General features: G+C 69.9%; 19 protein-coding genes and 3 pseudogenes. 14 read left to right on the forward strand and 8 right to left on the reverse strand.

Going from position 1 to position 25,221, the window contains the following annotated elements:
• Positions 1-104: 104 nt before the first annotated feature.
• The 7 genes and pseudogenes from ACFYWX_RS16170 to ACFYWX_RS16200 form a co-directional block, all read left to right on the forward strand.
• The gene (locus ACFYWX_RS16170; RefSeq protein WP_389424638.1) at positions 105-1,805 is read left to right on the forward strand and encodes a PucR family transcriptional regulator; all 1,701 of its coding nucleotides are present in this window, start codon (positions 105-107) and stop codon (positions 1,803-1,805) included.
• A gap of 127 nt (positions 1,806-1,932) precedes the next feature.
• Entirely contained in the window at positions 1,933-2,706 is a 774-nt protein-coding gene (locus ACFYWX_RS16175) for a hypothetical protein (RefSeq protein WP_389424639.1), read from the forward strand.
• A 230-nt stretch (positions 2,707-2,936) separates the two neighbouring features.
• Positions 2,937-3,542 carry a hypothetical protein gene (locus tag ACFYWX_RS16180; protein ID WP_389424640.1) on the forward strand — a complete coding sequence of 202 codons (606 nt, stop codon included), beginning with the start codon at positions 2,937-2,939 and terminating at the stop codon, positions 3,540-3,542.
• A 272-nt stretch (positions 3,543-3,814) separates the two neighbouring features.
• Positions 3,815-4,081 carry a hypothetical protein gene (locus ACFYWX_RS16185; protein WP_389424641.1) on the forward strand — a complete coding sequence of 89 codons (267 nt, stop codon included), beginning with the start codon at positions 3,815-3,817 and terminating at the stop codon, positions 4,079-4,081.
• 383 nt (positions 4,082-4,464) lie between these two features.
• A complete protein-coding gene (locus tag ACFYWX_RS16190) occupies positions 4,465-5,451 on the forward strand; it encodes a hypothetical protein (protein WP_389424642.1) in 987 nt (328 codons plus the stop codon).
• Entirely contained in the window at positions 5,444-5,875 is a 432-nt protein-coding gene (locus ACFYWX_RS16195; RefSeq protein ID WP_389424643.1) for a hypothetical protein, read from the forward strand. Before ACFYWX_RS16190 ends, ACFYWX_RS16195 begins: the two co-directional genes overlap by 8 nt.
• Positions 5,876-5,945: 70 nt before the next feature.
• Positions 5,946-6,404: pseudogene (locus ACFYWX_RS16200) on the forward strand (tyrosine-type recombinase/integrase); the annotation flags it as partial.
• 408 nt (positions 6,405-6,812) lie between these two features.
• On the opposite strand, the gene ACFYWX_RS16205 reads toward ACFYWX_RS16200, so the two are convergent.
• From ACFYWX_RS16205 to ACFYWX_RS16215, 3 genes are all read right to left on the reverse strand, one after another.
• Positions 6,813-9,524, reverse strand: coding sequence for a caspase family protein (locus tag ACFYWX_RS16205; RefSeq protein WP_389424644.1), 2,712 nt, complete (start codon positions 9,522-9,524; stop codon positions 6,813-6,815).
• A 49-nt stretch (positions 9,525-9,573) separates the two neighbouring features.
• Complete coding sequence (locus tag ACFYWX_RS16210; protein WP_389424645.1) at positions 9,574-9,960, reverse strand: hypothetical protein; 387 nt, start codon at positions 9,958-9,960, stop codon at positions 9,574-9,576.
• Between the two features lie 375 nt (positions 9,961-10,335).
• Positions 10,336-11,838: a hypothetical protein gene (locus tag ACFYWX_RS16215; protein WP_389424646.1), complete on the reverse strand. Its 1,503-nt coding sequence runs from the start codon at positions 11,836-11,838 to the stop codon at positions 10,336-10,338.
• A 279-nt stretch (positions 11,839-12,117) separates the two neighbouring features.
• Between ACFYWX_RS16215 and sigJ the strand changes: the two are divergent.
• Positions 12,118-13,016, forward strand: a pseudogene (gene sigJ, locus ACFYWX_RS16220) (RNA polymerase sigma factor SigJ).
• Positions 13,017-13,032: 16 nt separating this feature from the next.
• Positions 13,033-15,144 (forward strand): MMPL family transporter, encoded by a 2,112-nt coding sequence (locus ACFYWX_RS16225; protein WP_389424647.1) that lies wholly within the window; start codon positions 13,033-13,035, stop codon positions 15,142-15,144.
• Positions 15,145-15,212: 68 nt separating this feature from the next.
• On the opposite strand, the gene ACFYWX_RS16230 is transcribed toward ACFYWX_RS16225, so the two are convergent.
• Complete coding sequence (locus tag ACFYWX_RS16230; RefSeq protein WP_389424648.1) at positions 15,213-15,653, reverse strand: SRPBCC family protein; 441 nt, start codon at positions 15,651-15,653, stop codon at positions 15,213-15,215.
• 25 nt (positions 15,654-15,678) lie between these two features.
• Positions 15,679-16,437 (reverse strand): polysaccharide deacetylase family protein, encoded by a 759-nt coding sequence (locus tag ACFYWX_RS16235; protein ID WP_389424685.1) that lies wholly within the window; start codon positions 16,435-16,437, stop codon positions 15,679-15,681.
• A gap of 249 nt (positions 16,438-16,686) precedes the next feature.
• Between ACFYWX_RS16235 and ACFYWX_RS16240 the strand changes: the two are divergent.
• From ACFYWX_RS16240 to ACFYWX_RS16255, 4 genes and pseudogenes are all read left to right on the forward strand, one after another.
• A pseudogene (locus ACFYWX_RS16240) lies at positions 16,687-16,851 on the forward strand (carbamoyltransferase C-terminal domain-containing protein); the annotation flags it as partial.
• A complete protein-coding gene (locus ACFYWX_RS16245; RefSeq protein ID WP_389424649.1) occupies positions 16,848-17,849 on the forward strand; it encodes a glycosyltransferase family 2 protein in 1,002 nt (333 codons plus the stop codon). The pseudogene ACFYWX_RS16240 and the gene ACFYWX_RS16245, both read left to right, overlap by 4 nt.
• On the forward strand, positions 17,846-18,460 hold the full coding sequence (locus tag ACFYWX_RS16250) for an HAD-IIIA family hydrolase (RefSeq protein WP_389424650.1): 615 nt from the start codon (positions 17,846-17,848) through the stop codon (positions 18,458-18,460). Before ACFYWX_RS16245 ends, ACFYWX_RS16250 begins: the two co-directional genes overlap by 4 nt.
• Before the next feature lie 25 nt (positions 18,461-18,485).
• Positions 18,486-19,703, forward strand: coding sequence for a glycosyltransferase (locus tag ACFYWX_RS16255; RefSeq protein WP_389424651.1), 1,218 nt, complete (start codon positions 18,486-18,488; stop codon positions 19,701-19,703).
• A gap of 31 nt (positions 19,704-19,734) precedes the next feature.
• On the opposite strand, the gene ACFYWX_RS16260 is transcribed toward ACFYWX_RS16255, so the two are convergent.
• Entirely contained in the window at positions 19,735-21,183 is a 1,449-nt protein-coding gene (locus ACFYWX_RS16260; protein ID WP_389424652.1) for a family 43 glycosylhydrolase, read from the reverse strand.
• A gap of 26 nt (positions 21,184-21,209) precedes the next feature.
• Positions 21,210-22,718 (reverse strand): family 43 glycosylhydrolase, encoded by a 1,509-nt coding sequence (locus ACFYWX_RS16265; protein ID WP_389424653.1) that lies wholly within the window; start codon positions 22,716-22,718, stop codon positions 21,210-21,212.
• A 205-nt stretch (positions 22,719-22,923) separates the two neighbouring features.
• Here ACFYWX_RS16265 and ACFYWX_RS16270 point away from each other — a divergent pair, with 205 nt between their 5' ends.
• Positions 22,924-24,417 carry a hypothetical protein gene (locus ACFYWX_RS16270; RefSeq protein WP_389424654.1) on the forward strand — a complete coding sequence of 498 codons (1,494 nt, stop codon included), beginning with the start codon at positions 22,924-22,926 and terminating at the stop codon, positions 24,415-24,417.
• A gap of 52 nt (positions 24,418-24,469) precedes the next feature.
• Here ACFYWX_RS16270 and ACFYWX_RS16275 read toward each other — a convergent pair whose 3' ends face one another.
• The gene (locus tag ACFYWX_RS16275; protein ID WP_389424655.1) at positions 24,470-25,189 is read right to left on the reverse strand and encodes an alpha/beta fold hydrolase; all 720 of its coding nucleotides are present in this window, start codon (positions 25,187-25,189) and stop codon (positions 24,470-24,472) included.
• Positions 25,190-25,221 lie beyond the last annotated feature (32 nt).

Consider the following 25,221-nt stretch of genomic DNA (forward strand, 5'->3'; position numbering starts at 1 on the left):
GATTCGTATGAACGGAGGTCATCGGTAACCCCACTGTTTTCCCGCGGAAACAGCGCCCTCACGCTTCATCGTAGATTTCGAGACACAGAACGGCGGCGACGAGAATGCGGCTGCGCGCACTGCTGGACACCGACGCGCTGGGCCTGCGGCTGCTCGGCGGCGAGGACGAGCTGGATCGCACCGTGCGGGGTGTGATGACCACCGACCTCAGGGACCCCAGCCGCTACCTCTCGGGCGGCGAGCTGGTCCTGACCGGCCTGGCCTGGCGCCGGGGCGCCGCGGACTCCGAGCCTTTCGTACGACTCCTGGTGCAGGCCGGGGTCGCCGCGCTGGCCGCCGGCGAGGCCGAGCTCGGGGACGTGCCCGACGACCTGGTCGTGGCATGCGCCCGGCACCGGCTGCCGCTGTTCGCGGTGCACGAGTCGGTGGCCTTCGCGACGATCACCGAACACGTCGTACGGCAGGTGTCCGGCGAGCGCGCCGGGGACCTCGCGGCCGTCGTGGACCGGCACCGGCGGATGATGACCTCGGGCCCGGCGGGCGGCGGCCCAGACGTCGTCCTGGACCTGCTCGGCTCCGACCTGGACCTGCGCGCCTGGGTCCTGTCTCCCGCCGGCCGCCTCATCGCCGGCCCCAAGGAGGCGGGGCCCGAACTGCCCGCCGACGTGTGCGCGCGGCTCGCCGCCGAGCACCTGTCCACCGCTCGCACGGGCCGGCGCGGACCGCACCGGCTGACGCTGGGCCCGACGACGTACAGCCTCTTCCCGATCCGCAGCTGGGGGCACCGCCCAGCGGGAGCTGGGGGAGGCCGCTCCCCGCAGGCCGCCCGGGACGTGCGCGAGACGGTGCTGTCGGACTGGCTGCTGGCCGTCGAGGCGGACGCCGGGGACTGGCCCGAGGAGCGCCTGGACCTGCTCCAGGGCGTCACCCAGCTGATCGCCGTCGAGCGGGACCGGCGGGACGCGGCGCGCACGGTGCGGCGACGCCTCGCCCAGGAGGTCCTGGAGCTGGTGCAGACGGGCGCCGCGCCCGCCGAGATCGCCGCGCGGCTGCGGGTCGCCGCTCCCGTCCTGCTGCCCGGCCTCGGGGCCGCCCCGCACTGGCAGGTGGTCGTGGCCCGCGTGGAGTGGAACGACGGGGAGATCGAGGGCGGCCCGGTCGCCCAGTCGCTCCTGGAGGAGATCCTCGTCGACCCGCAGGCCACCGGACCCGAGCCCTCCGACCGCATCGCCGTGGCCCACACGGGCGACGAGGCGATCGCGCTCGTCCCCCTGCCGGCCGTGTCGGCCGAGCACGACGGCTCCGAGGCCGGAGTCCTCGCCGACGTGCTCCTGGAGGCCGTAGCGGACCCGCTGTCGGCCGGGCTCGACGAGGACGGCCGGCTCACGCTCGGCGTCAGTGCGGCCGTGCACTCCGCGGAGGGGCTGCGCGGGGCACTGGAGGAGGCGCGACACGCGCGGCGGGTCGCGGCGGCGCGCCCCGGGCGGGTGTGCGCGGCGGGCCACCAGGAACTGGCGTCGCACGTGCTCCTGCTCCCGTTCGTCCCGGACGACGTCCGCCGGGCCTTCACCGCCCGGCTCCTCGACCCGCTGCGTGAGTACGACCGCCGCCACCGCGCCGAGCTGATCCCCACCCTGGAGGCGTTCCTGGACTGCGACGGCTCCTGGACGCGCTGCGCCTCCCGTCTCCACCTGCACGTCAACACACTGCGCTACCGGGTCGGGCGGATCGAGCAGTTGACGAGTCGGGACCTGTCGCGGCTCGAGGACAAGCTGGATTTCTTCCTGGCACTGCGCATGAGCTGAAATCTTTGACGCCGATGAGTCCCACGACTTTGTGAAATCCTTCACCCACCCTCTTGGCCGGGCCGGTCGATCCGTGCTGAGATGCGGCCACCACTCAAAGCTCGATGGCGTGCTCGGGGAGGGCAATGTGGCGCATCCCGCCATGTCTGGTACCGGAACGACCGCTGGTGACGATCCCCTCCAGACCGCGGTATGGCGGTTGCGCTCGCGGGCCTGCTGGGCCGACGCGGCGGCTCTGCTCCAACCGGTCACCGCGGCGGCCGCGGTGCAGCGGACCGCGCTGCTCGTCGAACGGTGCCTGTACACGGAGCAGGGCTGGGAGGAGGCCGAGGACGCGCTGCGTACGGCGGAGGCGCAGGCCCACACCGACGAGGAGCGCGGCGCCGCGGCCTGCGAGCGCGGTCAACTGGCCTACGCCGCCACGCTGCACGGGGTGCGCGACCGGGCGGACGAGGCGCGGGCCGCGCTCGGGCGGGCGGCCGCGCTGATCCCTCCGGGGGCGGCCGGGCGGGCGCTGCTGGACTTCCGTCGGGGCCTGCTCGCGGAGAACCTGGCCGACTCCCCGCAGGCGGCCCGCGCCGCCTACCGCCGCGCCCACACGGGCGCCGCCGCCCACTCCGACGCCCTCCTCCTCTCCTTCACCTGGCGCCACCTCGCCGGACTCGCCCTGCGCGACGGCGAGTTGACGGAAGCCCGCCACGGCTTCGCCGAATCCCTCCGCATCCGCGAGGAGTTGGGCTACCTGGTCGGCACGGCCCCGGCACTGGCGTCCCTGGCGGACGCGGAGGTGGAACCGGAGGCGTCACGCCTGCGGGAGGAGGCCCGACGGTTGTTCCGCCTCCTGGGAGGCGTCCCGACCTGGCTGGCCCGCCAGTTGGCTCCGCCGGCGGCTACGGCCTGACCGCCGGGTCGCTATCCGCGAGACGAGGTAGGGACGGCTCCTGAGGCTCTATGCGCCTCTGACGATGGGGGGCAGGCCATGCCCCCCATTGAGCGTTCCGTCTCGGGTGTCCGTCCGCAGGCGTACGTGTGCGTCCGCCGTTGTTCGTCCTGCTCTACCGCGATGTTCGTGGCGACGGTGCGGCTAGTGTCGTCGTCAGGTGATCAGAGTCATGACTGGGGTGAGCACGGATGGCGACCTGGCAGGAGTTGGAAGCCGAGCTGGTGGACCGGTTGGCCGGTGCGCCCCCGGATGATCGCCTTGTGTTCGCAGTCGGGGTGGCGGAGCGTCTGATGCGGGCCCAGGAGGCTCTGCCGGCCGATGAGCAGGCGGAGTACGCCCTCGGACTTCGACCGATGCTCAATGCGTTGTGGGAAGCCGCGTTGGGTAATTCAACGGCATTCGGAGAGGTCAAGCACGGGATGGGCGAGTACCTGCTGAGCGAGTACTGCCACAACGATGGGCAGGATGGTCCCGGAGACGCTGACGAGCCGGCGGCGGCCGCGGTGCTCTACGCCGCGGTGGCCTACTTGTTCGGCACAGACGATCTGACCTCGGTGGTGAGCAGCCGTGCCGTAGAGGCTGTGGACGAGCGCTTGAACACAGAGGACAGCTATGCCGACGACCCTGACGAGGTTCTCACCGCCGAGTTGCACCGTCAGCTCCGTGACCTGGCCCTCATCAGTCAGCACAGCACATCCTTGCGTCACGCGAGCCTGGGGCTCGACATCGAGACCTCCGCCCGACTGCACCGTGTCCTGCGCATCCCCCTGTCATCCATCGAGGCTGGCGCATAGATTGCGCACACGGCTCCGGAGCCCAGGTGAGAGCGAGGGGCCCTGGGGGCTCTGACCGGCGGGAGAGTGGTGTCAGAGGACTCCCCAGACGAAGATCATTACGCGCCCCTATTACGCGGTACGGAGTGCACAGCGGAGGGAATGGAAGTCGTCCTCCGCGAGGCGTGCGAGGCGGCCGGACTGGACTCGACCGGGGCAGAGCTGCTGCGTCTGGGATCCAACGCGGTCTATCGGCTGGTGTCCTTACCGGTCAGGAGGACTTGGTACCTGGCGTGCCCTACGTCCGCGGTTGGAACCGAGCACGACGAAGCGCCGGCACCTCGGCCGATCAGCTTGTGCGGCTCGGTCTGGACTCCGACTTCCCCGGCCTTGTGGCTGATGTGAACGTCGTTGGTGACGGTGTGGTGCACCTCGGGACCGTTCGCCATGAAGCGGCCGAACTGCTGGCGAAACTGATCACGGCAGGACTGCGAGCAGAACTGCACGACGCGACGGCTGAATCTCCCGCGACCGCTCGGCAGGCAGCACCTGCGACCTGAACCGTTCCGCGAAGGCGGGTTGACGAGCAGCAGACCGACTGGCGACATCAGCTTGGGAACCCTGGGCTCCTTGCGGGCGGTTTCCGGGCTGTACTGGGACGGAGAAGCACTGGGCCTCAGTGAGCCAGCACCTTGTTCCCCGGTGTTCCCCGCTAGATCTGACACGAACCAGGTGCTTCGCGGAGGCTGCATTCAGCGCACAGAGGAGCTTCCGTCTGGGGCTGTCGAGCGCCGTGACCATCGATGCCATCGGTCAGTAAAAGATCGATTGGCAGAAAGGCGGCCCGCATTGGGGCGCCTTTCTGCCATCGTTGACCAAGAGCACAATGTGACGGTTGAACCTGCTGGTTGGCGCAGGGTAATGGGGCATCAGAGGGGGGATCGTGCCATTCTTCATACCAATCATTCTTATTGGTGTCGGTGTGGCAACCGGCGGTAGCGGGGTCGCCCTTGGCGGCAAAGGAGCCCACGACCTCAAGCGTTCGAAGGACCGGCTCAAGGAGGCGGGCCAGGAATACGAGCGACGCCTAGCCCAGGCCGAGGAGGCACTGGCAGCGACGAACACTGTCCTCGATGCGTTGGGGGAGCAGCAGAGGCAGGCGCTCGTCGATGTCGTCGTACGCATGGGTGACTTCCTGCGTCGCCACGAGCGACAGGTGCGTGAGAGCGAGCGGCTGCTGGTGGAGGGCATCGACGTCACCATGACTACGATGCCCGGGCTTCGCGGCCTCGATGTCGACGCCGTGGCATGGATCAGCGGGGCTCTCGGATCCGCGGCGGCGGGCGCGGGCGCGGGCGCTGGGATCACGGCGGCGGCGAGCAGCTTCGGAGTTGCGAGCACCGGGGCGGCGATCTCGGGGTTGACGGGCGCTGCGGCTGAGAGTGCGACCCTCGCCTTCCTCGGCGGTGGGTCACTTGTGTCGGGTGGCGGCGGGATGGCCCTGGGAGCTACGGCGCTCAACTTTGTCACCATCGGTCCCGCGCTGCTCGTCGGTGGATTGGTCGTCAAGGGCCGAGGCGCGAAGGCGATGACCCGGGCGACGGAGTTCGAGGCGGAGATCGCCGTGGCAATCGCTGAGCTTGACGAGACGGACGCTCACTTGAAGGGCGTCGACGCCCGCGCCGCGGAGCTGCGCGAGCTTCTCACGGACCTCACCTTCCGAGCGCTTGAGGCGCTGGAGCGCCTGGAGTCTGAGCCGTTCGATCCGCTGAGGCACGCGGCGCGCTTCCAGCGGGCCATGACACTGGTTATGGCGGTCCGTGACGTAGCGGCGACTCCGATTGTGGACGCCGAAGGCAAGTTGGACGAGCGCAGCGCGAACCTCACCATTAGGTACAGACCATTGACTGAGGAGACTCAAGATGCCTGACCAACCCAAGGTGCATGTAGGAAGGGTCGTCAACGCGGCTAAGGGTTCAGTTTGGGCGACGGACGGCTTCGCTGCGCTGAACCAGATTGTTGAAGCCGCCCGTGAGTGCATCCACATCCACGAGGTTGAGAGCACCAAGAGAGCCCGGATAGAGGCCTACGAAGCCACGGAGGTCGCTCGGATCCGGGCCGCTGAAGCCGTCCTCAAGGACTACTTCGCACAGGCATTCGCGGAACGCCGCAATATCTATGAGGAGATGTTCGCCCGGCTGGACAGGGCACTCGACGAGGGCAACGGCGACGTGCTGCAGACCGTCGTGCGTGGAATCGTCGACATCGCCAAGAGCTCGCCGCTCGCGGACATCGGAGACCTTTCACAGATCCGGGCGGCACTGGACGATCCAGATCAAGTATGGGAGCTCTGACCGCGACGCGTTCGGAATGACACCGCCGCCGGGACGCGAGCTGGTCCGGCGGCGGCGCAGGGCGGAGAGGCAGGTCCAGCGGCGCCGTGGCGTCCTCTACGGCGACGATCCCAAGAGTCGCCGTCGCCGCGCCGTCCCGCTGCCCGCTCTCTGCATCGCGCCCTTGCGCTGGCACCGCATGCGGCAGGCGGACGCTCGCGCCAGGGTGGAGGAGAGGTGGCAGGAGTCCGACTACGTCTTCGCCACCCGCACGGGTCGTCCCGTCGAGCCGCGCAACCTCTACCGCTCCTTCACCCGCGTCGCCGAGTCCGCCGGCCTCCGCGTGATCCGGCTGCACGACGCCCGCCACGGGACCGCGACGCTCCTCACGGCGGCCGGAGTCGCTCCCCGCGTCGTGATGGAGATCCTCGGGCACAGCCAGATCAGCATCACTATGGACGTCTACACTCACGTCGTCCAGGACACGCAGCGCGAAGCCATGAGCCACATGGACCGGCTGCTCAGGAAGAGGCGTCCCGGTCGTGCGTGACCACCGGCGTTGATGTCAAAAGTAGATGTCAAAGGCCCCGGACCATGATCGGTCCGGGGCCTTCTGCCTGGTGCCCCCGGCAGGATTCGAACCTGCGACACCCGCTTGAGGAGTTTTCCCTGGGCGGGGCTGTGACCTGCGAAAATATCGAGTGCATGGTGTCTGGCCTGGGAATACTCGTCTCCGTAGTTCTCAAGCGTTCACGGGGTTTCCCGGCCTCATGTGTGCTGAATCCGTTCCTCACGTCACCATCCAAAGGCCCTCGGCCGCCTGTGCCATTGGCGCAGGGAGGGGACCGCCTTGGTCTTGGCGTGGAGTTCGCCGAGGTCGCGACGGGCTTACGGAATCGTCATCAGGCCCCGGCTCAGCCGAAGCGCCGAGCCAGGGGAGAACGGGAGGTTCCTTCCCTCATCCACCTCTCGCGAGGCGGTACACGATGTCCCAGCCCTTGTGCGTGATGCGTGGATCGTCGTTGGGCGTGGGGGGCCGGCCCAGAAGGTGCTCCCGGTTCAGTCTGGAGACCGCCTGGCAGGTCTTGGGGCCGTAATGATCGCTCTCGACAACGAGTTGGTCGAGGTATCCGGCCCGCTTCAAAAGTCTCTGCAACAGTTCGACGTCCGCGTGGACGCGGCCGGGCGCAAGGCGCCGCGGGAACGGCGGGACCATGAAGTGCCGGCGGTCGGATTGGAGCGGGATGCTCAGGGCCTGCCCCTCGCGGATGCTGTACGGGACCCGGAGGTCGTTCTCGACGAGGATGCCCGCCTGACGCACGCCATAGCGTTTCGCAATGTCAGAGACGGTCTCATCGCGTTTGACGACATACATCACGTGCGTGTGGGCTGATGGCTGGTAGGCGAAGCGCTGCCGCGGCCACCACGGCCACCAGGGCTCCGCGGGTTTGGTCTGCTTCCGTGCGGTGCGCAGGGCGGCGGCGAAATCCTTATGGATGGAAGCCCGTTGCTCCAGGTACCGGGCGCAACCGATCTGCGAACGCTCCTCCAGCCCGATGATGAGCTGGGCCTGCGCCGTCATGCTCCACTCGGCGACGACCGCCCTGAGTACCTTGTTGGACAGGGTGTTGGCCTCTGCCTTCTCCAGGCTGTCCACCATCGTGACTACCTGGTGCACGGGGCGTCCGGTAATGCTGAGTAGCAGTTCTGACTTGTGTGGAAGAGAGCGCTCCAACGCCAAGGCGAGCCGGGCGAAGTCACTCGGCGGGCGGGTCTGCAAAAGGTCGGACACCTCGGAGTCGCTGAGGAACCGTGATCCCGCGTGGTCCAAGTGGCGGAGCATTCCGGCGGCGTGGCCCACGGGGCGGTGGAGGCTTAGCCAGAAGATACGGTCCGCCGGTCCGTCCTGCCCCGCGGCGTCTAGCTTGGTCACCAGGTAGGCGGCCTGACTGGACGAACACGCTCGGGCCGCGTCGTCCAGCAGCTCTCCCATTGTCTGGTCGGCGATCAGTTGGGTGAGGTGCGAGGTGATGGAGGCGAACTCCTCGACCGTCCGCTCCCGCGCTGTGTCCACGGCTGCCTCCAGCGCGTGCTGGTGCTGGCCGACCGCCAGCAGATGCGCGATGAACTGAGAGACCTCCTCTGTGGACCAGCGCTGTACTGCCAGGAACCGGGCAGTGGCAGCGGCGTCGACCAGCCGATTTGACTGCAAGGCCGCGACCAGTTCCGCCAGGTACTCGGGGCCGCGTTGGCTCATACCGACCGCGAAAATCTGCCGTGCTTCCTGTTCGTATCCTTCGCGCACGAGGACTGAGATCATCTCGGCGGCATCGATGGCACTGCGACTCTCCGCGACGATCTGGGAAAGGAGGGCTGCAGTGTCTCGCATGTCGTCCACGTACAGCGGCAGGAACAACGCCGTGACGTCGGAGGCCGCGCGGCGCTCGGAGACGGATCGCGCAACCTCGATCAGCAGATCGGTCAACTTGCCGTGGGCCAGCTCCTGCATCAGCTGGAGAGTCTCTGTTACGTCCCTTGTCAGTGCGAAACCTGTGAGGAGCACACGCGCGTGTTCGGCGAGGTCCGCTCGGCACAGAGCCTCGGCAAACTGGACAGCCTGCCGTGTCGGCTGCAACCGCACGGAAAGCTGCAGCAAACTGACGACACACTCGTCCGCGGACATCGCGTGCAGCAGGTCCACTAGATGCGCGGTTTCCTCCACGGGCCGGGCCAGGCACAGGGTCGGCAGCGCGGCCTCGGCTGGGGCACGAAGGCCGGCTTCGAAGAGAGCAGCCAGAAACGGGGCAAGTTCAGCGACCGCTCGTACCTGGAGAGCCGTACGGACGAGGTCGCCAGCGGTGGCCGTGCGTTTCTCGCTCAGGAGGCTCACCGACGCCACTAGCTGGGAGATTGTCGCAGTGCGTGGCGTCGACTCCAGGACATGCAGCATGTCGTTTTGTGCATCGGTCGGGGGCTCGGTAGGCACATAGGCGCTGTTGCGGATGAAGGGGGTGGCGCCCAGGCTGTTGCGGTCCAGGTCCAGCGGCGTGGGCCGACTCCGGGCCTTCAGGCGTCCCCGTACATTTCGGAAGATGACGTTGAGGTCGAGCAGCTCGCCCGCACCCGGCACGCCCTTGCTCAAGGTCTCGATGAGTTCGGCGGTGAAGGCCGTGAAGGTCTCCCCTGGCGGGGAGAGAGCTACGGCCGTTTCTCTCGCCGCGGCCATGACATAGGTGCCGTCCACCTCCGCGAGGTCGATGACCGACTCGGACTGGACGCCGAACGCCCGTGCGCCGTAGCAGCAGTCCAGGATGACGATGCGGCGGGCGGCTCCGGTCGACTCGATGGGGCGCCTGATCCAGTCGTAGGGGACGGCCGTGTCGTAGACGGAAGCATTGTCGCTTTGCGGTACAGCCAGGTGCAGGTCGCCCTTGTCGTCGAGGAGACCGTGCCCCGCGTAGTAGATGAGAAGTGTGTCGGTCGCCTCGCGTGCTGCTTTCTGCACGGCCTTCGACACCTCGACGGTGGTGGCCGGGTCAACCAGGGCAGCGCAGTTCTCCGTTCGAAACGGCGCGTCGGGCCCGCACAGCAACGCCCTCAGGGCGGGCACGTTGGCCTGCACGGCGGGCAGATCGTCCAGGTGGGAGTAGCTGCTGGCGCCGATGAGCACGGCCCGTGAACGTTCAGGGGAGGGAAGATGGTCCACAACTCGGCCGCGCCTAGTCGAGCCCGAGCCGTTCGAGGAGGACGCGTGCCTCCTCTGGCGAGCCGGTGTTGACCTCGACGGTTGTTCCGTCGGGTCGGCGAACCGTCAGGGTGGGCTGTTGCGGTCGTGTGGCGCGCCAGCTGATCAGGCTCAGAGCTAATGACGCGGCGTTGAAGGCTGAACCGAGCACAAGTGAGAGGACATCGATCACCGACCCCTGTGCTCCTGGTACGGGTGGGTCCACTGCCCCTAACTGCGGGGCCGTGAGGCGCCTCGTGTGCCGGTCCGAATGAAGCCAACTGTGCAGAGATCTCAACTCGGCTTCTCGCACACGGTCGTTCACGCCTTCAACACTGATCTGAACCCGCATGATCCCTCCCTTTCCGCCCCTTGCGTTCATGGTCCACAGACGTCGGCGTCGACGCTCCTGGTTCCTGACGGACTGGGGCTTCGGCGTATCCCCTGTCTTGCCGGACGGCTACCGCTGGGGGAAACCCGCTCCCTCGCACGGCCCAGGGCGGCAAGTCACGCCGACCGGGCCGTAGGACGCGGCGTCCCCGTCCGCCTTCTCAGGGCACTCAGCGGCCTCGTCGAGACGGACTTGAACCTTCCCGAAGACGGTTGGGGGCTCGGCGCTGCTCCACCGAACCCGCCCGACGGTCGGCAAGCAGTGGACCGATTCGGGGGAGACCCACGACGACGGCGGGCTGAAGAACCGACCGACGGAGGACGTCCGGCGGGTGCCTGTCCCGGCGAGATACGGCCACGCGGCGGCTCAGTTTGCCGCGGTGTGCGGCAGATCAGTGCGGTTCAGTAGGTCGTGGAGGCGTTCGGGGGACAAGCGCGGGTTGGCCGCCGCTGCTTCTGCGGTGTCAGGGGTGTCCAGAAGCGTCTCGATCAGATCGAGGGGCAGGAGCGGGTTGGCGGCGGCGGCTCGACGTACGTCGGCGTCTGCGTCGGTGAGCAGGTGGGTGGGGGGCCGGTCCAGTGTGGTGTCGGCGGCGGCCAGTCCGCGTACGTCCGGGTCTTCGTGGTTGAGGAGATGCCGCAGACCGGTGCGAGGCAGGTGAGGCAGCGTCAGGAGGTACGGGCGCTGCTGCGGAGTGGCGATGAAGGCGTCGAGGACGGTCGCGGGCGGCGCGAGCGGGTGGTTGTAGGCGAGCAGGTGCCGCACGTCCGGGTCGGGGTCGTCGGCCAGACGATGCACCAGTTCCTGGGGAAGTCCGGAGTAGGTCGCAGCGACTCGGCGGAGCAGGGGATGCGTGGATACGCAGCATGCGCTGTACCAGTCGGTGTCCGGCTCCACCCGCATCTCGGCGACCGGGCCGATGGCCTCGGCGGTGCGGCCGACGACCTGGTCAAGGGCCTCACGCTGGGCCCAGGTGCGTGGCAGAGGATGCACCAGTGCCCGTGTCCGCACGGTGTCGTCCGGGTCCTTGGCGAGGACCTCCAGCAGTGGGGGATCGAGGTCGGCCCGGCCGGCTACGCGCTCACGTACGTGGGGATCGGGATGGCGTGCAAGGCACGCGACCGCGTCAGCGGGCGTGTAGCGGTTGTGGGCCAGAGCCCACAGGTTCCGTCCGCCGGCGAGGCACGCTTCGGCCACGGTGCGGGAGACGGCGTAGTTGACGAGCAGGAGTGACCGGTGGTGGCAGTCGGCTTCCGGCAGGTCGGCCTCCATGGCTGCGGGATCCAGGATCCGACTGTGCCTGCGCGCGGCGTCGCGTACGGCAGGGTCCGGATCGGCCAGTAGGGCATTGCGTTGCCCGGGAGTCAGCCAGAGCCACGAGCCGGCTCCCTGTACCCGCAGTTCGGGGTTCTTGTGAGCCGGCATCTCACGGTAGAAGGACATGGGTATCTGCCCGGAGAACGCCAGCTCTTGTCGGATTTCGTCAGCCGTGACCGGCTGAGCGTGATCAGGGTCGTCCTGCCTGGTCAGCAGGGTTTCGATGACGTCGTCGGGGAGTGCCTCGACTCGCCCCGTCCGCAGGCGGGGGCCGGAGGCGAGGTCGGCGCGTACGAAAGCATCAGGGTCGTCGACCAGCCGACTCCGCTGCGCCGGGGCGGCGTAGGGGTTGCGGGCGAAGGCCCGGCGGACCGACCGCTCCGGATGCCCGATCACCGCGTCGATCACGTCCGCGGGGAGGGCGCGCTCCTGGCACAGGACCTTCCAGGCCGCGCGTGCCGCCGGGTGCAACAGGCGCAGCAAGACGTCGGACGGTGCGGCCGGGTTGGCGGCGATGCCGCGAAACCACAGTTCCGTGAGGGAGGAGGGCATTGAAGCATCGTGGCAGCGATCACTTGAACGTGTCGACGGACCGGCAGTCCGGGCCGGGTGTCCGGGCACAGGGAGGCATACGGCTGCACATACGCGAACCTGCGCACACGGCTCCGGAGTCGCATCACTTCCAGCGGCCTCAGCAATATGCGTTCCGCTCCGGCAGCTCCGTCATCGCAGGCCATTGAGGAGACGTGGATCACATTTCGGGGGTGGATGTCACACCCTGGGACTCGGATCGCTCTCAGTTCCGAACGCATCCGCGACGAAAGGCCCACGATGTCCGACGCCCCGCCAGACTCCACCGCGACACAGGTGTTCAACGACCACCGTGAGCTGCTGTTCTCCATCGTCTACAACATGCTCGGCAGCGTCGCCGACACCGAGGACGTGTTGCAGGAGACCTGGCTGTCGTGGACGACCAGGCACCGGGCGCGGAGCCGATCGACCACCCGCGCGCCTACCTGGTGCGGATCGCGGTGAACCGGGCCCTCGCCCACCAGGCCGTCATCAGCCGCCGCCGTGAGACCTATGTCGGGCCATGGCTGCCCGAACCGCTCGTCAGCCCTCTCACCGACGTACCCGTACCCGACGATGAGGCCGTGCGCGCCGAGTCGGTGTCCATGGCGCTGCTGGTGGTCCTGGAAACCCTCACTCCGCTGGAACGCGGGGTGTTCGTCCTGCACGAGGTGTTCGGCTACGCCCACACCGAGATCGCGGACATCCTCGGCCGCAGTCCCTCGGCTATTCGCCAGCTCGCCCACCGCGCCCGCGAGCACGTCCACGCCCGACGTCCCCGCTACGAGCCCGAGCCGCACGTCCGGCAGCAGGTGACCGAACGGTTCCTGGCCGCCGCGCTCGGCGGTGACCTCGACGCCCTCCTGGAGATCCTGGCGCCGGAGGTGACCCTGTGGGGCGACGGCGGAGGCAAGGCGGCGGGGGGCCCGCGACCGCTCCACGGCCGGGACAAGGTCGCCCGCCTGCTCGCCGCCGTCGCCCCCCACTCCGGCAAGGGCCTCGACATCGCCTACCGCAGCGTCAACGGCGCGCCGTCAGCGCTGCTGTTGGTCGGCGACACCCCCTACGCCGTCCTCGTCCTCGACCTCACTGAGGACGGCGACCAGGTGTGCGGGATCTACGCCGTCGCCAATCCCGACAAGCTCTCGCACGTCAACTGAACACGGGGGAATCCACATGGTGCGGAAACTGGCGTCCCTGCCCGGTGGCAGGGTGGCGAAATGGGTCGTCCTCGCCCTCTGGACGGCCCTGCTGGTCCCGGCCCTCATGCTGGCCGGGCAGCTCGGCGACGTCGAGGAGAACGACAACTCGGCCTGGCTGCCCGGTAACGCGGAGTCGACCAGGGTCGTCGAGCGGGCCGAGAAGTTCCAGCCCGCCGACACGCTGCCGGCGATCGTGGTCTACGACCGGCCCGGGGGCATCACCCCGGCCGACATGGCCAAGGCCCGAGCCGACGCCGAAGCCTTCCAGGGCATCGAGAACGTCGTGGGGCAGCCGCAGGGCCCGTTGAAGTCCCAGGACGGCAAGGCCATCCAGACCGTGGTCCAGGTCCACAAGGACAAGACGGGCTGGGAGGGGATCGGCGAGGTCGTCGACGCGATGACCAAGGCCGGCGAAGAGAACGCCGACGGTCTCGGGTTCCACGTCACCGGACCGGCCGGTTACGCATCCGACTCGATCAAGGCCTTCAGCGGAGGCGGCGGCCTGACAACGATCACTGCGGCGGTGGTGGTCGTGATCCTGCTGCTCACCTACCGCAGCCCGTTGCTTCCCCTGCTGCCCCTGATGGCCGTGGGCGGCGCCCTGGTCACGTCGGAAGCGGTGATCTACCTGCTGGCGAAGAACGCCGGACTCACCGTCAACAAGCAGACCAGCTTCATCCTGACCGTGCTGGTGTTCGGCGCCGCCACCGACTACGCACTCCTGCTCATCTCGCGGTACCGAGAGGAGTTGCAGCGGCACGAGGACCGGCACGAGGCGATGGCAGAGGCACTGCACCGCTCCGGTCCCGCGATCATCGCCAGCGCCGCCACCGTCGCGGTCAGCCTGATGCTGCTGATGCTGGCCACCCTCAACTCCACCCAGGGGCTCGGGCCGGCCTGTGCCGTCGGCATCCTCGTCGGGCTGCTCGCCATGGTCACCCTGCTGCCGGCCCTGCTGGTCATCTGCGGCCGCTGGATCTTCTGGCCGGTGAAGCCGTCGTACGGATCGGCCGGGGCGACCAGGGAGAGCATCTGGACCCGGGTCGGCACCGCCGTCTCCGGCCGGCCGCGAACCGTGTGGATCGGCACCGCGCTCGCCCTCGGCGCCGTGGCGATCGGAGTGTTCGGGCTCAAGGCCGACGGACTCTCCAACAAGGACCAGTTCACCGACAAGCCGCAGATGGCCGTCGGCGAGGAGATCCAGTCCAGGCACTTCCCGGCCGGGTCGGGCGATCCCGTCTACGTCGTGGCCAAGGCCGCCTCGGCGGAGCAGGTGAAGACCGCGCTGTCCGGCGTCCCAGGATTCGCCGGCGTCTCGACGCCGATGGTCAAGGACGGTGAGGCCATGGTGCTCGGGGAGCTCGAGGACGATCCCAGCAGCACGGCCGCGATGCGCACCGTCGAGCAGGCCAGAGCCGCGGTCCACGAGATCGAGGGAGCGGATGCCCAGGTCGGCGGCAACACGGCGATCATTGTCGACACGCAGGATGCGGCCGCCCGCGACTCCAAGGTGATCATCCCCATCGTGCTGGTCGTGGTGCTGCTCATCCTCGCGCTGCTGCTGCGGGCGATCGTGGCACCACTGCTGCTCATGGCGACGGTGGTGCTGTCCTTCGGAGCGGCCCTCGGCGTGAGCAGTCTGATGTTCAACCACGTGTTCCACTTCGCCGGGGCGGAGGCTTCCTTCCCGCTCCTGACGTTCGTGTTCCTGGTCGCCCTGGGCATCGACTACAACATCTTCCTGGTCACCCGGGTGCGCGAGGTGACCCTTCTGCACGGCACCCGGCACGGCGCGCTGACGGGTCTGTCCGCCACCGGGGGTGTGATCACCTCAGCGGGTCTGGTGCTGGCCGGGACCTTCGCGGCGATGGCCTCGCTGCCGCTGGTGTTCGCGGCCGAGCTCGGGTTCGACGTGGCGTTCGGCGTGCTGCTGGACACCATGATCGTCCGCTCGGTGCTGGTCACCGCGCTGACCCTGGACGTGGGGCGCTGGATGTGGTGGCCCAGCCAACTGTTCAGGCATCACGACGCCTCCCTGCCTCCGGCGGGCAAGCCCGACCTCGAACCCGCTCTCAGGAGCATGTGACTACGCTTCGCCGCCCACTGCGCGGCCCGCGGCGAAGCGGTGTTCCCAGTGGGCCCGCTCGGCGGGCATCAGGGGCGTCTGAGGAGGGCGTTGGCCGCCCGCCCGAACACCGAGCGCGCGGCAGCCTTGAGGGCCGGGTCGAAGAACGCGGGCAGGAAGCGGAGGCGGATTTCCTCCCGCCACACCACGCGGGTACGGCCGCCCGGGCCCGGACGGACCTCGATCTCCGCCCAGCCGAGGACGACCCGGCCCCGCTTCTCCAGCCGGCACAGTCCCGGTTCGCCGTCCGCCGGCGGGCGCCACACGGTGACCTCCATCCGGTCGTCGAAGGAGAGCGGGCCGAGGCCGGAACGGGCCACGAGGACCGTGCCCTCGCGCGTGGGAGGGGGCGTGACCACGGTGACGCGGGTCAGCGGGACCACGTCACCGTGCCGGGGCCACTCCGTGAGCCTGCGCCAGGCCTCGTCGAGGGGGAGCGGTGCCGTGCGTTCCAGGAGGAAGTTGACCACATGAGGATCTTAGGGGCCCGCCGCGTCAGGGCCGGTACACCTTCCCCGGCTCCGCCTTGCCGGGGGCCAGCAGCTGAGGCACGGTCACGAACACGTACCCGCGCTCCTTCAGCGCGTCGATGATTCCGGGCACCGCGGGCACGGTCCCGTCGTAGATGTCGTGCAGCAGGATGATCCCGTCCCGGGACGCCTGCGCGAGGACGCGCTTCTGGATCAGGGCGGAGTCGGTTGTCTTGTAGTCCTTGGCGGTCACGCTCCACAGGACCTCCGAGAGGCCCAGCTCGCGGCAGATGTCGTGCACGGTGTCGTTGGTGCGGCCCTGCGGCGGGCGCATCAGGGTCGGGCGCTGCCCGGTGAGGCGCTCTATCTCCTCGTTCGGGCGTTCCAGCTCCTCGCGTATCTCCTCGGGCTTCAGGCGCGTCAGGATCTTGTGGTCCCAGGTGTGACTGGCCACCTCGTGGCCCTCGTCCGCCATGCGCGTGACGAGCTCCGGGTACTTCTCGATGTGCCGCTTGCCCAGCAGGAAGAAGGTCGCCGGCACCTGTCTCTCCTTCAGGATGTCCAGCAGACGGGCGGAGTTCTCGCTCGGCCCGGCGTCGAAGGTCAGCGCGATGCACTTGGCCTGGCGACAGTCGACGGTCCCGAAACGGGCCTGTGCGGTGGCGGCGCGCGCGGAGCTCGGCGCGGTGGTGTCGGGGCCCGCGCAGCCGGTGAGGGCCAGTGCCAGACCGAAGGCCGCCGAGAACATCCGGGCGGCATGGAACGGGGTCCCCGTTTTCTTCATCTTCTTGGTCGGAGAAAGCATGCCGGGACTATACACAGCGAGTATATACTGAGTGCATAGTGGGCTTTTCTTCCCAAAATGTCGCCAAGCGTTTGAGACAGCCCCCCGCGCGGCACCCGCGTCACCATGCGCATCCTCGGCATCAACGCTCTGTTCCACGACCCGGCCGCCGCCCTGGTCGTCGACGGGCGTGTGACCGCGGTCGCCGAGGAGGAACGCTCCAGCCGCGGCAAGCACGGCAAGCGCCCCCAGCGGCGCGCCGGGCTGCCCGTCGTCGTCAACACCAGCCTCAACACCGCCGGACGGCCCACGGCCGACGATCTGCGTGACGCCCTCGAGTGCTTCGGCTCCGCGCCCGTGGACCTGCTCGCCATCGGACCGTACGCGGTGCGCAGGGGAAGGGCGTACGCATGAACAGGGCCTATTCCGTGGTCATCCCCACCGCCGCACGGGACACGCTCGCCGACTGCCTCGCCGCGCTCGCCGCGGCGACCGGGCCGCGCCCCGCGGAGATCATCCTCGTCGACGACCGGCCCGACCCCGAACCGGGCCCACTGGAGCACCCATTGAGCGTCCTCGGAGACCTGCGCAGGCGCACCACCGTGCTGCACAGCGACGGCCGCGGACCCGCCGCGGCCCGCAACACCGGCCTGCGCGCGGCCACCTCGCCGTGGATCGTGTTCCTCGACGACGACGTGCAGTGCGGCCCGCACTGGTACGACCAACTCGTCCACGACCTCGCCGAGGCGTCCCCCGACACCGCGGGCGTCCAGGGCGTGCTCGCCGTACCGCTGCCCGGCGAACGCCGGCCCACCGACTTCGAACGCGGTACCGCCGGACTCGCCCGGGCCCGCTGGATCACCGCCGACATGGCCTACCGCACCGAGGCCCTCAAACAGGTCGGCGGCTTCGACGAACGCTTCCGGCGCGCCTTCCGCGAGGACGCCGACCTCGCACTGCGCGTCCTCGACGCCGGCTGGCGGATCCGGCAGGGACGGCGGACCACCCTGCACCCGGTGCGGCCCGCCGGCCGATGGGTGTCACTGCGCGCCCAGCGCTGCAACGCCGACGACGCGCTCATGCGGAGCCTGCACGGCCCCGACTGGTGGCACCGGGCACTCGCCCCGCGCGGCCGCCTGCGCCGCCACCTCGCGATCACCGCCGCGGGCGCGGCCGCCTGCGCGCTCGCCGCGGCCGGACGCCGTCAGGAGGCCCTGACGGCCGGGCTGATCTGGGCCGGCGGAACCGCCGAGTTCGCGTGGGCGCGCATCGAGCCCGGCCCGCGCACCCGGTACGAGGTCGACACCATGCTCGCCAGCAGCGTGCTCATCCCGCCCGTGGCCACCTGGCACTGGCTGCGGGGACTGTGGCGGCACCGCGGGACCGCCCCCTGGCAGGAGGTGGCACCGTGACCCGGGTGCGGGCCGTGCTGTTCGACCGTGACGGCACCCTCGTCGAAGACGTCCCCGACAACGCCGACCCCGCGCGCGTCCTCCCCACCGAGGGCGCCCGCCAGGCCCTGGAACTGCTGCGCCACGGGCGCATCGGCACCGGCTTCCTCACCCACCAGCCGGGCATCGCGCGCGGGACCCTCACCGAGGCCGACGTGCGCCGCGTCGACACCCGCGTCGACGAACTCCTCGGCCCCTTCGACGTGCGGGGCATCTGCCCGCACGGCCCCGACGACGGCTGCCACTGCCGCAGCCCCGAACCCGGCCTGCTGCTGTGGGCGGCCGGACGGGTGTGCACCGGACCCGAGGGGATCGTCGTCATCAGCGGCCGGGGCGCCGACGTCGAGGCCGCACGGCGGGTCGGCGCCCACGGCGTCCTCGTACCGACACCGCACACGCCACCCGAGGAGACCGCGGCCGCCGAACACGTGGCGCCCGACCTGCTGACCGCCGTCCGCGCCGTGCTCCTGGGGCCGCCGCGCGGACACGTCCTGGTCGACGAACGGCCCATCGAGGCGGCGTACGGGACCGGGGCACCGCAGTCCGGAGAAGAAACGGAAGGGCCCCGGTGAACCACACCCTCGAGGAGGAGGCCCGATGAGGATCGCCATGGTGTCCGCGCACGCCAGCCCGCTCGCGTCGGTCGGCGGCGTCGACACCGGCGGCCAGAACCTGTACGTCGCCCGCCTCGCCGAGGAACTCCAGCGGCGCGGCCACGACGTCACCGTGTACACCCGGCGCGACGCCACCGACCTCCCCGACCGGGTGCCCCTGCCCGGCGGCGCCGTCGTGGAACACGTGCCGGCCGGGCCGCCCGACCCGCTCCCCAAGGACGACCTCTACCCGTACATGACCGGCTTCGGCGCCCACCTCGCGCGCGCCTGGGACCGCGAACGGCCCGACGCCGTGCACGCCCACTTCTGGATGTCCGGCGTGGCCGCGCGGACCGGCGCCCACCCGCACGGCATCCCCGTCGTGCAGACCTTCCACGGCCTCGGCACGGTCAAGCGCCGCCACCTGGGCCGACGGGACACCAGCCCCTACGAACGCATGGGCTCCGAGCGCGAGTTGGGCCGCGGCTGCGGGCGCGTCCTGGCGTCCTGCACCGACGAGGTGTACGAGCTGGCCGACATGGGCGTACCGCCCCGTCAGGTGTCCGTCGTCCCGTGCGGTGTGGACGTCGAGCACTTCCGTCCCGGCGTGCGCGGCACCGACGTCCCGGAACGGCAGCGACGGCACCGGCTGCTGGTCTGCGGCCGCCTCGTCCGCCGCAAGGGCTACGACCGGGCCGTCCGCGCCCTCACCGAGATCCCCGATGCCGAACTCCTGGTCGCGGGCGGACCGAGCGCCGACCTGCTGGAGACCGACCCCGAGGCGGAACGCCTGCTGTGGCTGGCCGACCAGGCGGGCGTCGCCGACCGGGTGCGGCTGCTCGGCGCCGTGGACCCCGCCCGGATGCCGGCGCTGATCGGCAGCGCCGACGCGATCGTGTGCACCCCGTCGTACGAGCCGTTCGGCATCGTGCCGCTGGAGGCGATGGCCTGCGGGGTGCCGGTCGTCGCCACCGACGTGGGCGGCCACCGGGACACCGTGGCCGACCGGCGCACGGGCCGGCTCGTGCCGCCCGGTGACACCGCCGCCCTCGCCTCCACCGTCCGCGACCTGCTCGGCGACGAGGAACTGCGCCGCCGCTACGGCGAGGCGGGCCGCGAACGCGTCCTCGCCCGCTTCACCTGGCAGCGCGTCGCGGACGGCGTGGAACACGTGTACCGGCAGGTCGCCGCCGGCCACGCGCTGCCCTCGGAGGTGGCGTGACGGTGCCCCGGGCGTCCCGGGGCACCGTTGCTCACTGGGCGTAGAACGTCGCGTCCGCCTTGTCGGTGGTCGTGCTCGGAGGCTGGACGTACAGCAGGTAGTTGTAGTGGCGGATGTAGCGGCCGGTGGCGTTGTAGGACTCGTAGGAGATGCCCGCGGAGTCGGCGAGTCCGGCGCGCTTGTAGAAGGTCGCGTCCGACGCGAACTGGGCGGTGCCGTCGTTCTTCTCCACCCACACCTCGTAGTTCTTGTGCCGCAGGTAGTAGCCGGGGAAGTTGGCCGACTCCAGGGACACCGTGCCGCTGCCGGCCAGGCCGGGGACGACGCGGAACTGCGAGTCCGCGAGCGGGGAGACGTCGGCCTCGATCTTGGCGCGGAACTCCCAGTGGCGGATGAAGCGGTCGGCGAAGTTGTACGACGAGAAGCGCTGCGGGGTCACCCCGTCGGCCACGGGAATGCCGAAGTCGGGGGTGCCGTCGGCCTTCCAGTACACCTTCTGGACGCGGGTACGGCGGTTGGGGTCGTTGAGCGGGTCGCCGCTGATGTCCTTGTAGCTGCGGTCGTGGTAGACGAGGATGTCCGACTTGCCGTCCTCGGAGACGGTGAAGGAGTTGTGGCCCGGACCGTACTGCGAGGTCGCGTCACTGGTCTTGAAGACCGGCTGTGTGCCCTTCGTCCAGGACGCCGGGTTGGTCAGGTCGGCACTCGCCGACGCGGTCAGCATGCCCAGGCAGTAGTTGGCGTCGGTCGCGCTCGCCGAGTAGGTCATGAAGACCTTGCCGCCGTGCTGGATGACCGCCGGACCCTCGTTGACCTTGTAGCCGACCGTCTCCCAGGACAGCGTGGGCTGCGAGATCTCCGCCGGAGTGCCGGTGAGGGTCCAGGGGTTGGCCATCTTCGCGATGAACAGGGACGTGTTGTTGTTCTCGGCCGGGTTGCGCTGCGCCCAGGCCAGATAGCGGACGCCGTTCACGGCGAACGTGGTGGCGTCGAGGGAGAAGCTCTCCCACGTGGTCTTGATCTGCCCCTTCTCGGTCCAGGTGGCGGTGAGCGGGTTGGCGCCGGTGCCCTCCAGGACGTACATCCGGATCGCCCAGATGTCGTTGGTGGCGCCGGCCGCGAAGTACACGTACCACTTGCCGTCGATGAAGTGGATCTCCGGTGCCCAGATGTGGGCGCCCATCACACCGCTGGCGTGCTTGGTCCAGATGGTGACCTCCGGGGCCGTCGACAGGCCCTGGATGGTCGTCGCCCGGCGCAGCACGATGCGGTCGTACTCGGGGACGGTCGCGGTGAAGTAGTAGTAGCCGTCGGTGTGCTTGAAGATGTGCGGGTCGGCCCGCTTCTCGGCGATCGGGTTGGTGTAGGTCACGGCGGGGGAGGCGGGCACGGCGGCCTGAGCGGCGGGGCCCGGGCCGACCACACAGGCCGCGAGCGCGACCAGTGCGGCCAGGAGCAGGCGAACGGCGTTACGTCTCAAGGAAGTTCTCCAGGACAAGGGGGGGATCAGGTGGTGGGCACGAGGCGCCACTGCTGGCAGTTGTTGTTCAGCCACGCCCACTGGCGTACGTCGGTGCCGTTCGCGGTGCCGCAGTTGGCGACGTCGGCCACCTTGCCGGTGCTCTCGTTGACGATCCGCACGTAGTCGCCGCTCGCGGTGAACACCAGGCGGTAGCGCTGGCACTTGTTGTTGAGCCACGACCACTGCCGGATGTCGGCGCCGTCGGCGCTGGAGCAGTCGGCGGTGTCGAGCACCTTGCCGGTGGCGACGTTGACCAGCCGGTTGGTGTCGTCGGCGAGGTCCTCGACCTTCCACTTCTGGTTGGCGCCGCCGGTGCAGCTCCACTGGAAGACGTTCGTGCCGTCGGCGGTGTTGCCGCCCTCGACGTCCAGGCACTTGCCGCTGTTGCGGTTGACGAGGGTGTACGCCGTCGGGGTCGCCGCCGTCTCGCCGGACGGGCCGGGCAGTGACGTACCGAGCGTGACGGGGGTGCCGAAGTTCGGGGTGCCGTCGGCGTTCCAGGTGAACTTCTGCGCCCTGGTCGTCCGCCCGTTGCCGCAGCCGCCGTTCGCGGAGGAGTTGGCGTGGTAGACGATCCAGTTCTCGGTGCCGTCCGGTGACGTGAAGAACCCGTTGTGGCCCGGCCCGTAGACACCGTTCGCGTCACTGCGCTGGAAGACGGGCGTCTGCTTCTTCGTCCAGGAGGCCGGGTTCAGCGGGTCGGAGCCGGTCAGCTCCAGCTGGCCGAGCTTGTAGTCGGCGGTCTGGCAGGAGCTTGCGGAGTAGGTGAGGAACGTGCGGCCGTCGTGGTAGAGCGGCTCGGGGCCCTCGTTCACCGGGGAGCCCGAGGTCTCCCAGCTCAGCGTGGGGCTGGAGATCACGGTGAAGGTGCTGCTCGCGAGGGTGTACGGATTGGTCATCGGCGCGATGACCAGGCTCTGCTTGCTGCCGTTCACGAACCCGCTGCCGACGAGGTAGAGCTTGCCGCCCGTCTGCAGCACGCTCGCGTCGATCAGCCAGCCGCCCGGCGTGAGGTTCGAGCCGGTGAGCGAGCCCTTGTAGGTGTACGGGCCCAGCGGGTCGGTGCCGGCACTCTCCAGGACGTGCGTGCGCTGCGAGTCGCAGCAGGCGACGCCGCTCTGACCGGCCGAGTAGTACAGGTACCAGTGGCCGTTGATGAGGTGGATCTCCGGCGCCCAGATGTTGGTGTTGCGCGTGGACGTGGTGTCCGACCACACCTGCACGTTCGGCGCGGTGGCCAGACCCGCGAGGGTCGGCGACTTCCGCATGCCGAGGATGCCGGTGAACGTGGTGGTGATCAGGTAGTAGTTGCCGTCGTAGTACTCCAGCCAGGGGTCGGCGCCCTTCGACGACTTCAGGGGGTTGGTGTACGGGCGGCCGTCGGCCGCGGACACCGGCTGGGTCGCCGCCACGAGGGCGACGAGGAGCGCGAGCACGCAGACGAGCAGGGGTCTGCTGCGGGTTCCGAGGCGCTTTAGAAAGATCCGAGGCATACGAGACCGTCCCTTGGCCGTACTTCTCTGGTTGCTCTGTTCGTGATTTCGAACACAGTTCGTAACTTCGGCCAGAAGATAAAGGGCGCGCATGTTCGCGTCAATGGTTTGGACAGGGGTGCCATCTGAGCCATTCGGACCCGACCGGCGAGCCCTCACCCGCCGCCTCCGACAGGGTGCTGCATGGAGAGACAAGGAGGGAAGGATGGCCCACGGCCTGCGCGTCACCCCGACCGGTACCCGGCGGCCCGGACCGCCGACCGTCACGTCCCTGCGACTGTGGCGCGACGGATGGCTCACCCTGGTCGCGGCCGGCTTCACCCTGGCCCAACTCGTGCTCGTCCGCCCGGGCATGGGCCTCGGCTGGGACGAGTCGGTCTACGTCAGCCAGGTCAGCGACCACGCCCCGGCCGCCTTCTTCAGCGCACCCCGCGCCCGTGGCGTCCCGCTGCTGGTCGCCCCGGTCGCCGCCTGGTCGTCGTCCACCCCGCTGCTGCGGATCTACCTGGCCCTGCTGTCCGGACTCGCCCTGTTCCTGGCGCTGCGCGCCTGGCGCGGCCTGTTCCCGGCCCGGGTCGTCGCACTCGGGGGCGCCCTGTTCGCCTCGCTGTGGATCACCCTGTTCTACGGCCCCCAGGCCATGCCCAACTTCTGGGTGGCGATCGGCGCCCTGGCCTGCGTCGGCTGCTTCCTGCGCGCCCGGGCCGAACCCGGCGACCGGGCGGCCCCGTGGGGCGTCTTCGCCTCCGTGGCCCTGATGGCCTGGATGCGGCCCATGGACGCCGTCTGGACCGTGCTCCCGCTGCTCGCCCTGACGGTCGCGGTACGGCGGTCGCGGCGCCCCCGGCTGCTCGCGGCCCTGCTGGTCGGCCTGGTCGCCGGGGCGGCGCAGTGGGTCGTGGAGGCTCAGGTCGCCTACGGCGGGCTCATGCAGCGGCTGTCCGACGCGTCCCGGATCCAGGGCGGCCTCGGATGGAACCTTGCCTTCGACGACCAGTTACGCAGCCTGGGCGGTCGCTCACTCTGCCGCCCCTGCGTGGGTGCGATGCCGCACCCGGCGGTCACGGTCTGGTGGTTCGCACTGCCCGTCCTCGCCGTGCTCGGGCTGGTCCTCGCGGTCCGGGCCCGGCGCACCGCACGCACCCTCGTGCCGCTGGCCTGCGCTGTCACGGCCGCCGTCCCCTACCTCCTGCTGATCGGCTACGCGGCCCCCCGCTTCCTGCTGCCCGCCTACGCGCTGCTCGCCCTCCCGGTCGCCGACGCACTGGTCCACCTGGTCACCGCGGCGCGCGGCGCCTGGCGACCCGTCGTCGTGACCGCGGCGGTGCTGGGACTCGCCGGGCACCTGGCCGTCCAGTTCGCGGTCCTGGAAGGCACCGTGCACCGCACCACGGTCGCCCACCGCGACTGGGCCCGCACCGCCAACGACCTGCACCGCCTCGGCGTACGGCCGCCCTGCGTCCTCACCGGCCACGAGGCCGTCCCGATCGCCTTCTACACCGGCTGCGCCTCCCGCCAGCCCCGCGGTCACGACACCAGCATCACGGAGGCCGGCCTCGTGCGGGCCGCCCGCGCCACCCCGGTCGCCGTGCTCACGAAGCCCGGCGCCGAGCCACCGGCCTTCGCCCGCACCTGGTCGGCCCGGCAGGCGGGCGAACTGACCGTGTACGTGGCGCCGTTCGTGCTGCGCGAGGGGTGAAGCGGCCCGTGCGGTGGGGGCGAGGACCCGAGGCCTGCACCCCCACCGCACGTCAGCTCGCCGTCGCGCGCACCGCCTCCAGGATCACGTCGGCGACCTCCTTGGGCCGGGACACCGCCACGGCGTGGGACGCGCCGTCGATCTCCACGACCGTCGCCCCCGCCCTCTCACCCCCGAAGCGCTGCACATCGGGATTGATCGCCTCGTCCGCGCCGGCCACGATCACCCACGAGGGCTTCGTCCGCCATGCCGCGGCCGCCGCCGGCTCGGTGAACGCCCCGGCGGCCAGGGGGCGTTGGGAGACGGCCAGTACGCTGGTGACCGCCGCCGGGACGTCCGCGGCGAAGATGCCGGGGAAGGCCTCGGGGGTGATGGTGACCTCGACGGCCGGTTCCGCGCCCTCGACCGGGTACGTCCACTCCCTGAGGTTGCCGACGAGCGTCGACAGCGGGAAGCGGCCCTGCAACTCGCCGAGACTCTCGCCCTGTTCGGGGACGTAGGCCGCGACGTAGACCAGTCCGACGACGTTCTCGGCGGTACCGGCCACGGAGATCAGCGCACCGCCGTAGGAGTGGCCGACCAGGACGACCGGACCGTCGATCTGGGCGGCCACCGAGGCGATGTACGCGGCGTCGGAAGCGAGGCCGCGCAGCGGGTTGGGCGGGGCGGCGACGGGGATGCCCGCGCTCCGCAGTTCCGCCACGACACCCGCCCAGCTGCCGGCGTCCGCGAACGCACCGTGTACGAGAAGTGCCGTGGGAGTGGTGGACATGACTGAGCTCTCCTTCCTTTTCCCGGTCCGGA

The organism is Streptomyces sp. NPDC002888 (assembly GCF_042888465.1).
Lineage (GTDB): Bacteria > Actinomycetota > Actinomycetes > Streptomycetales > Streptomycetaceae > Streptomyces.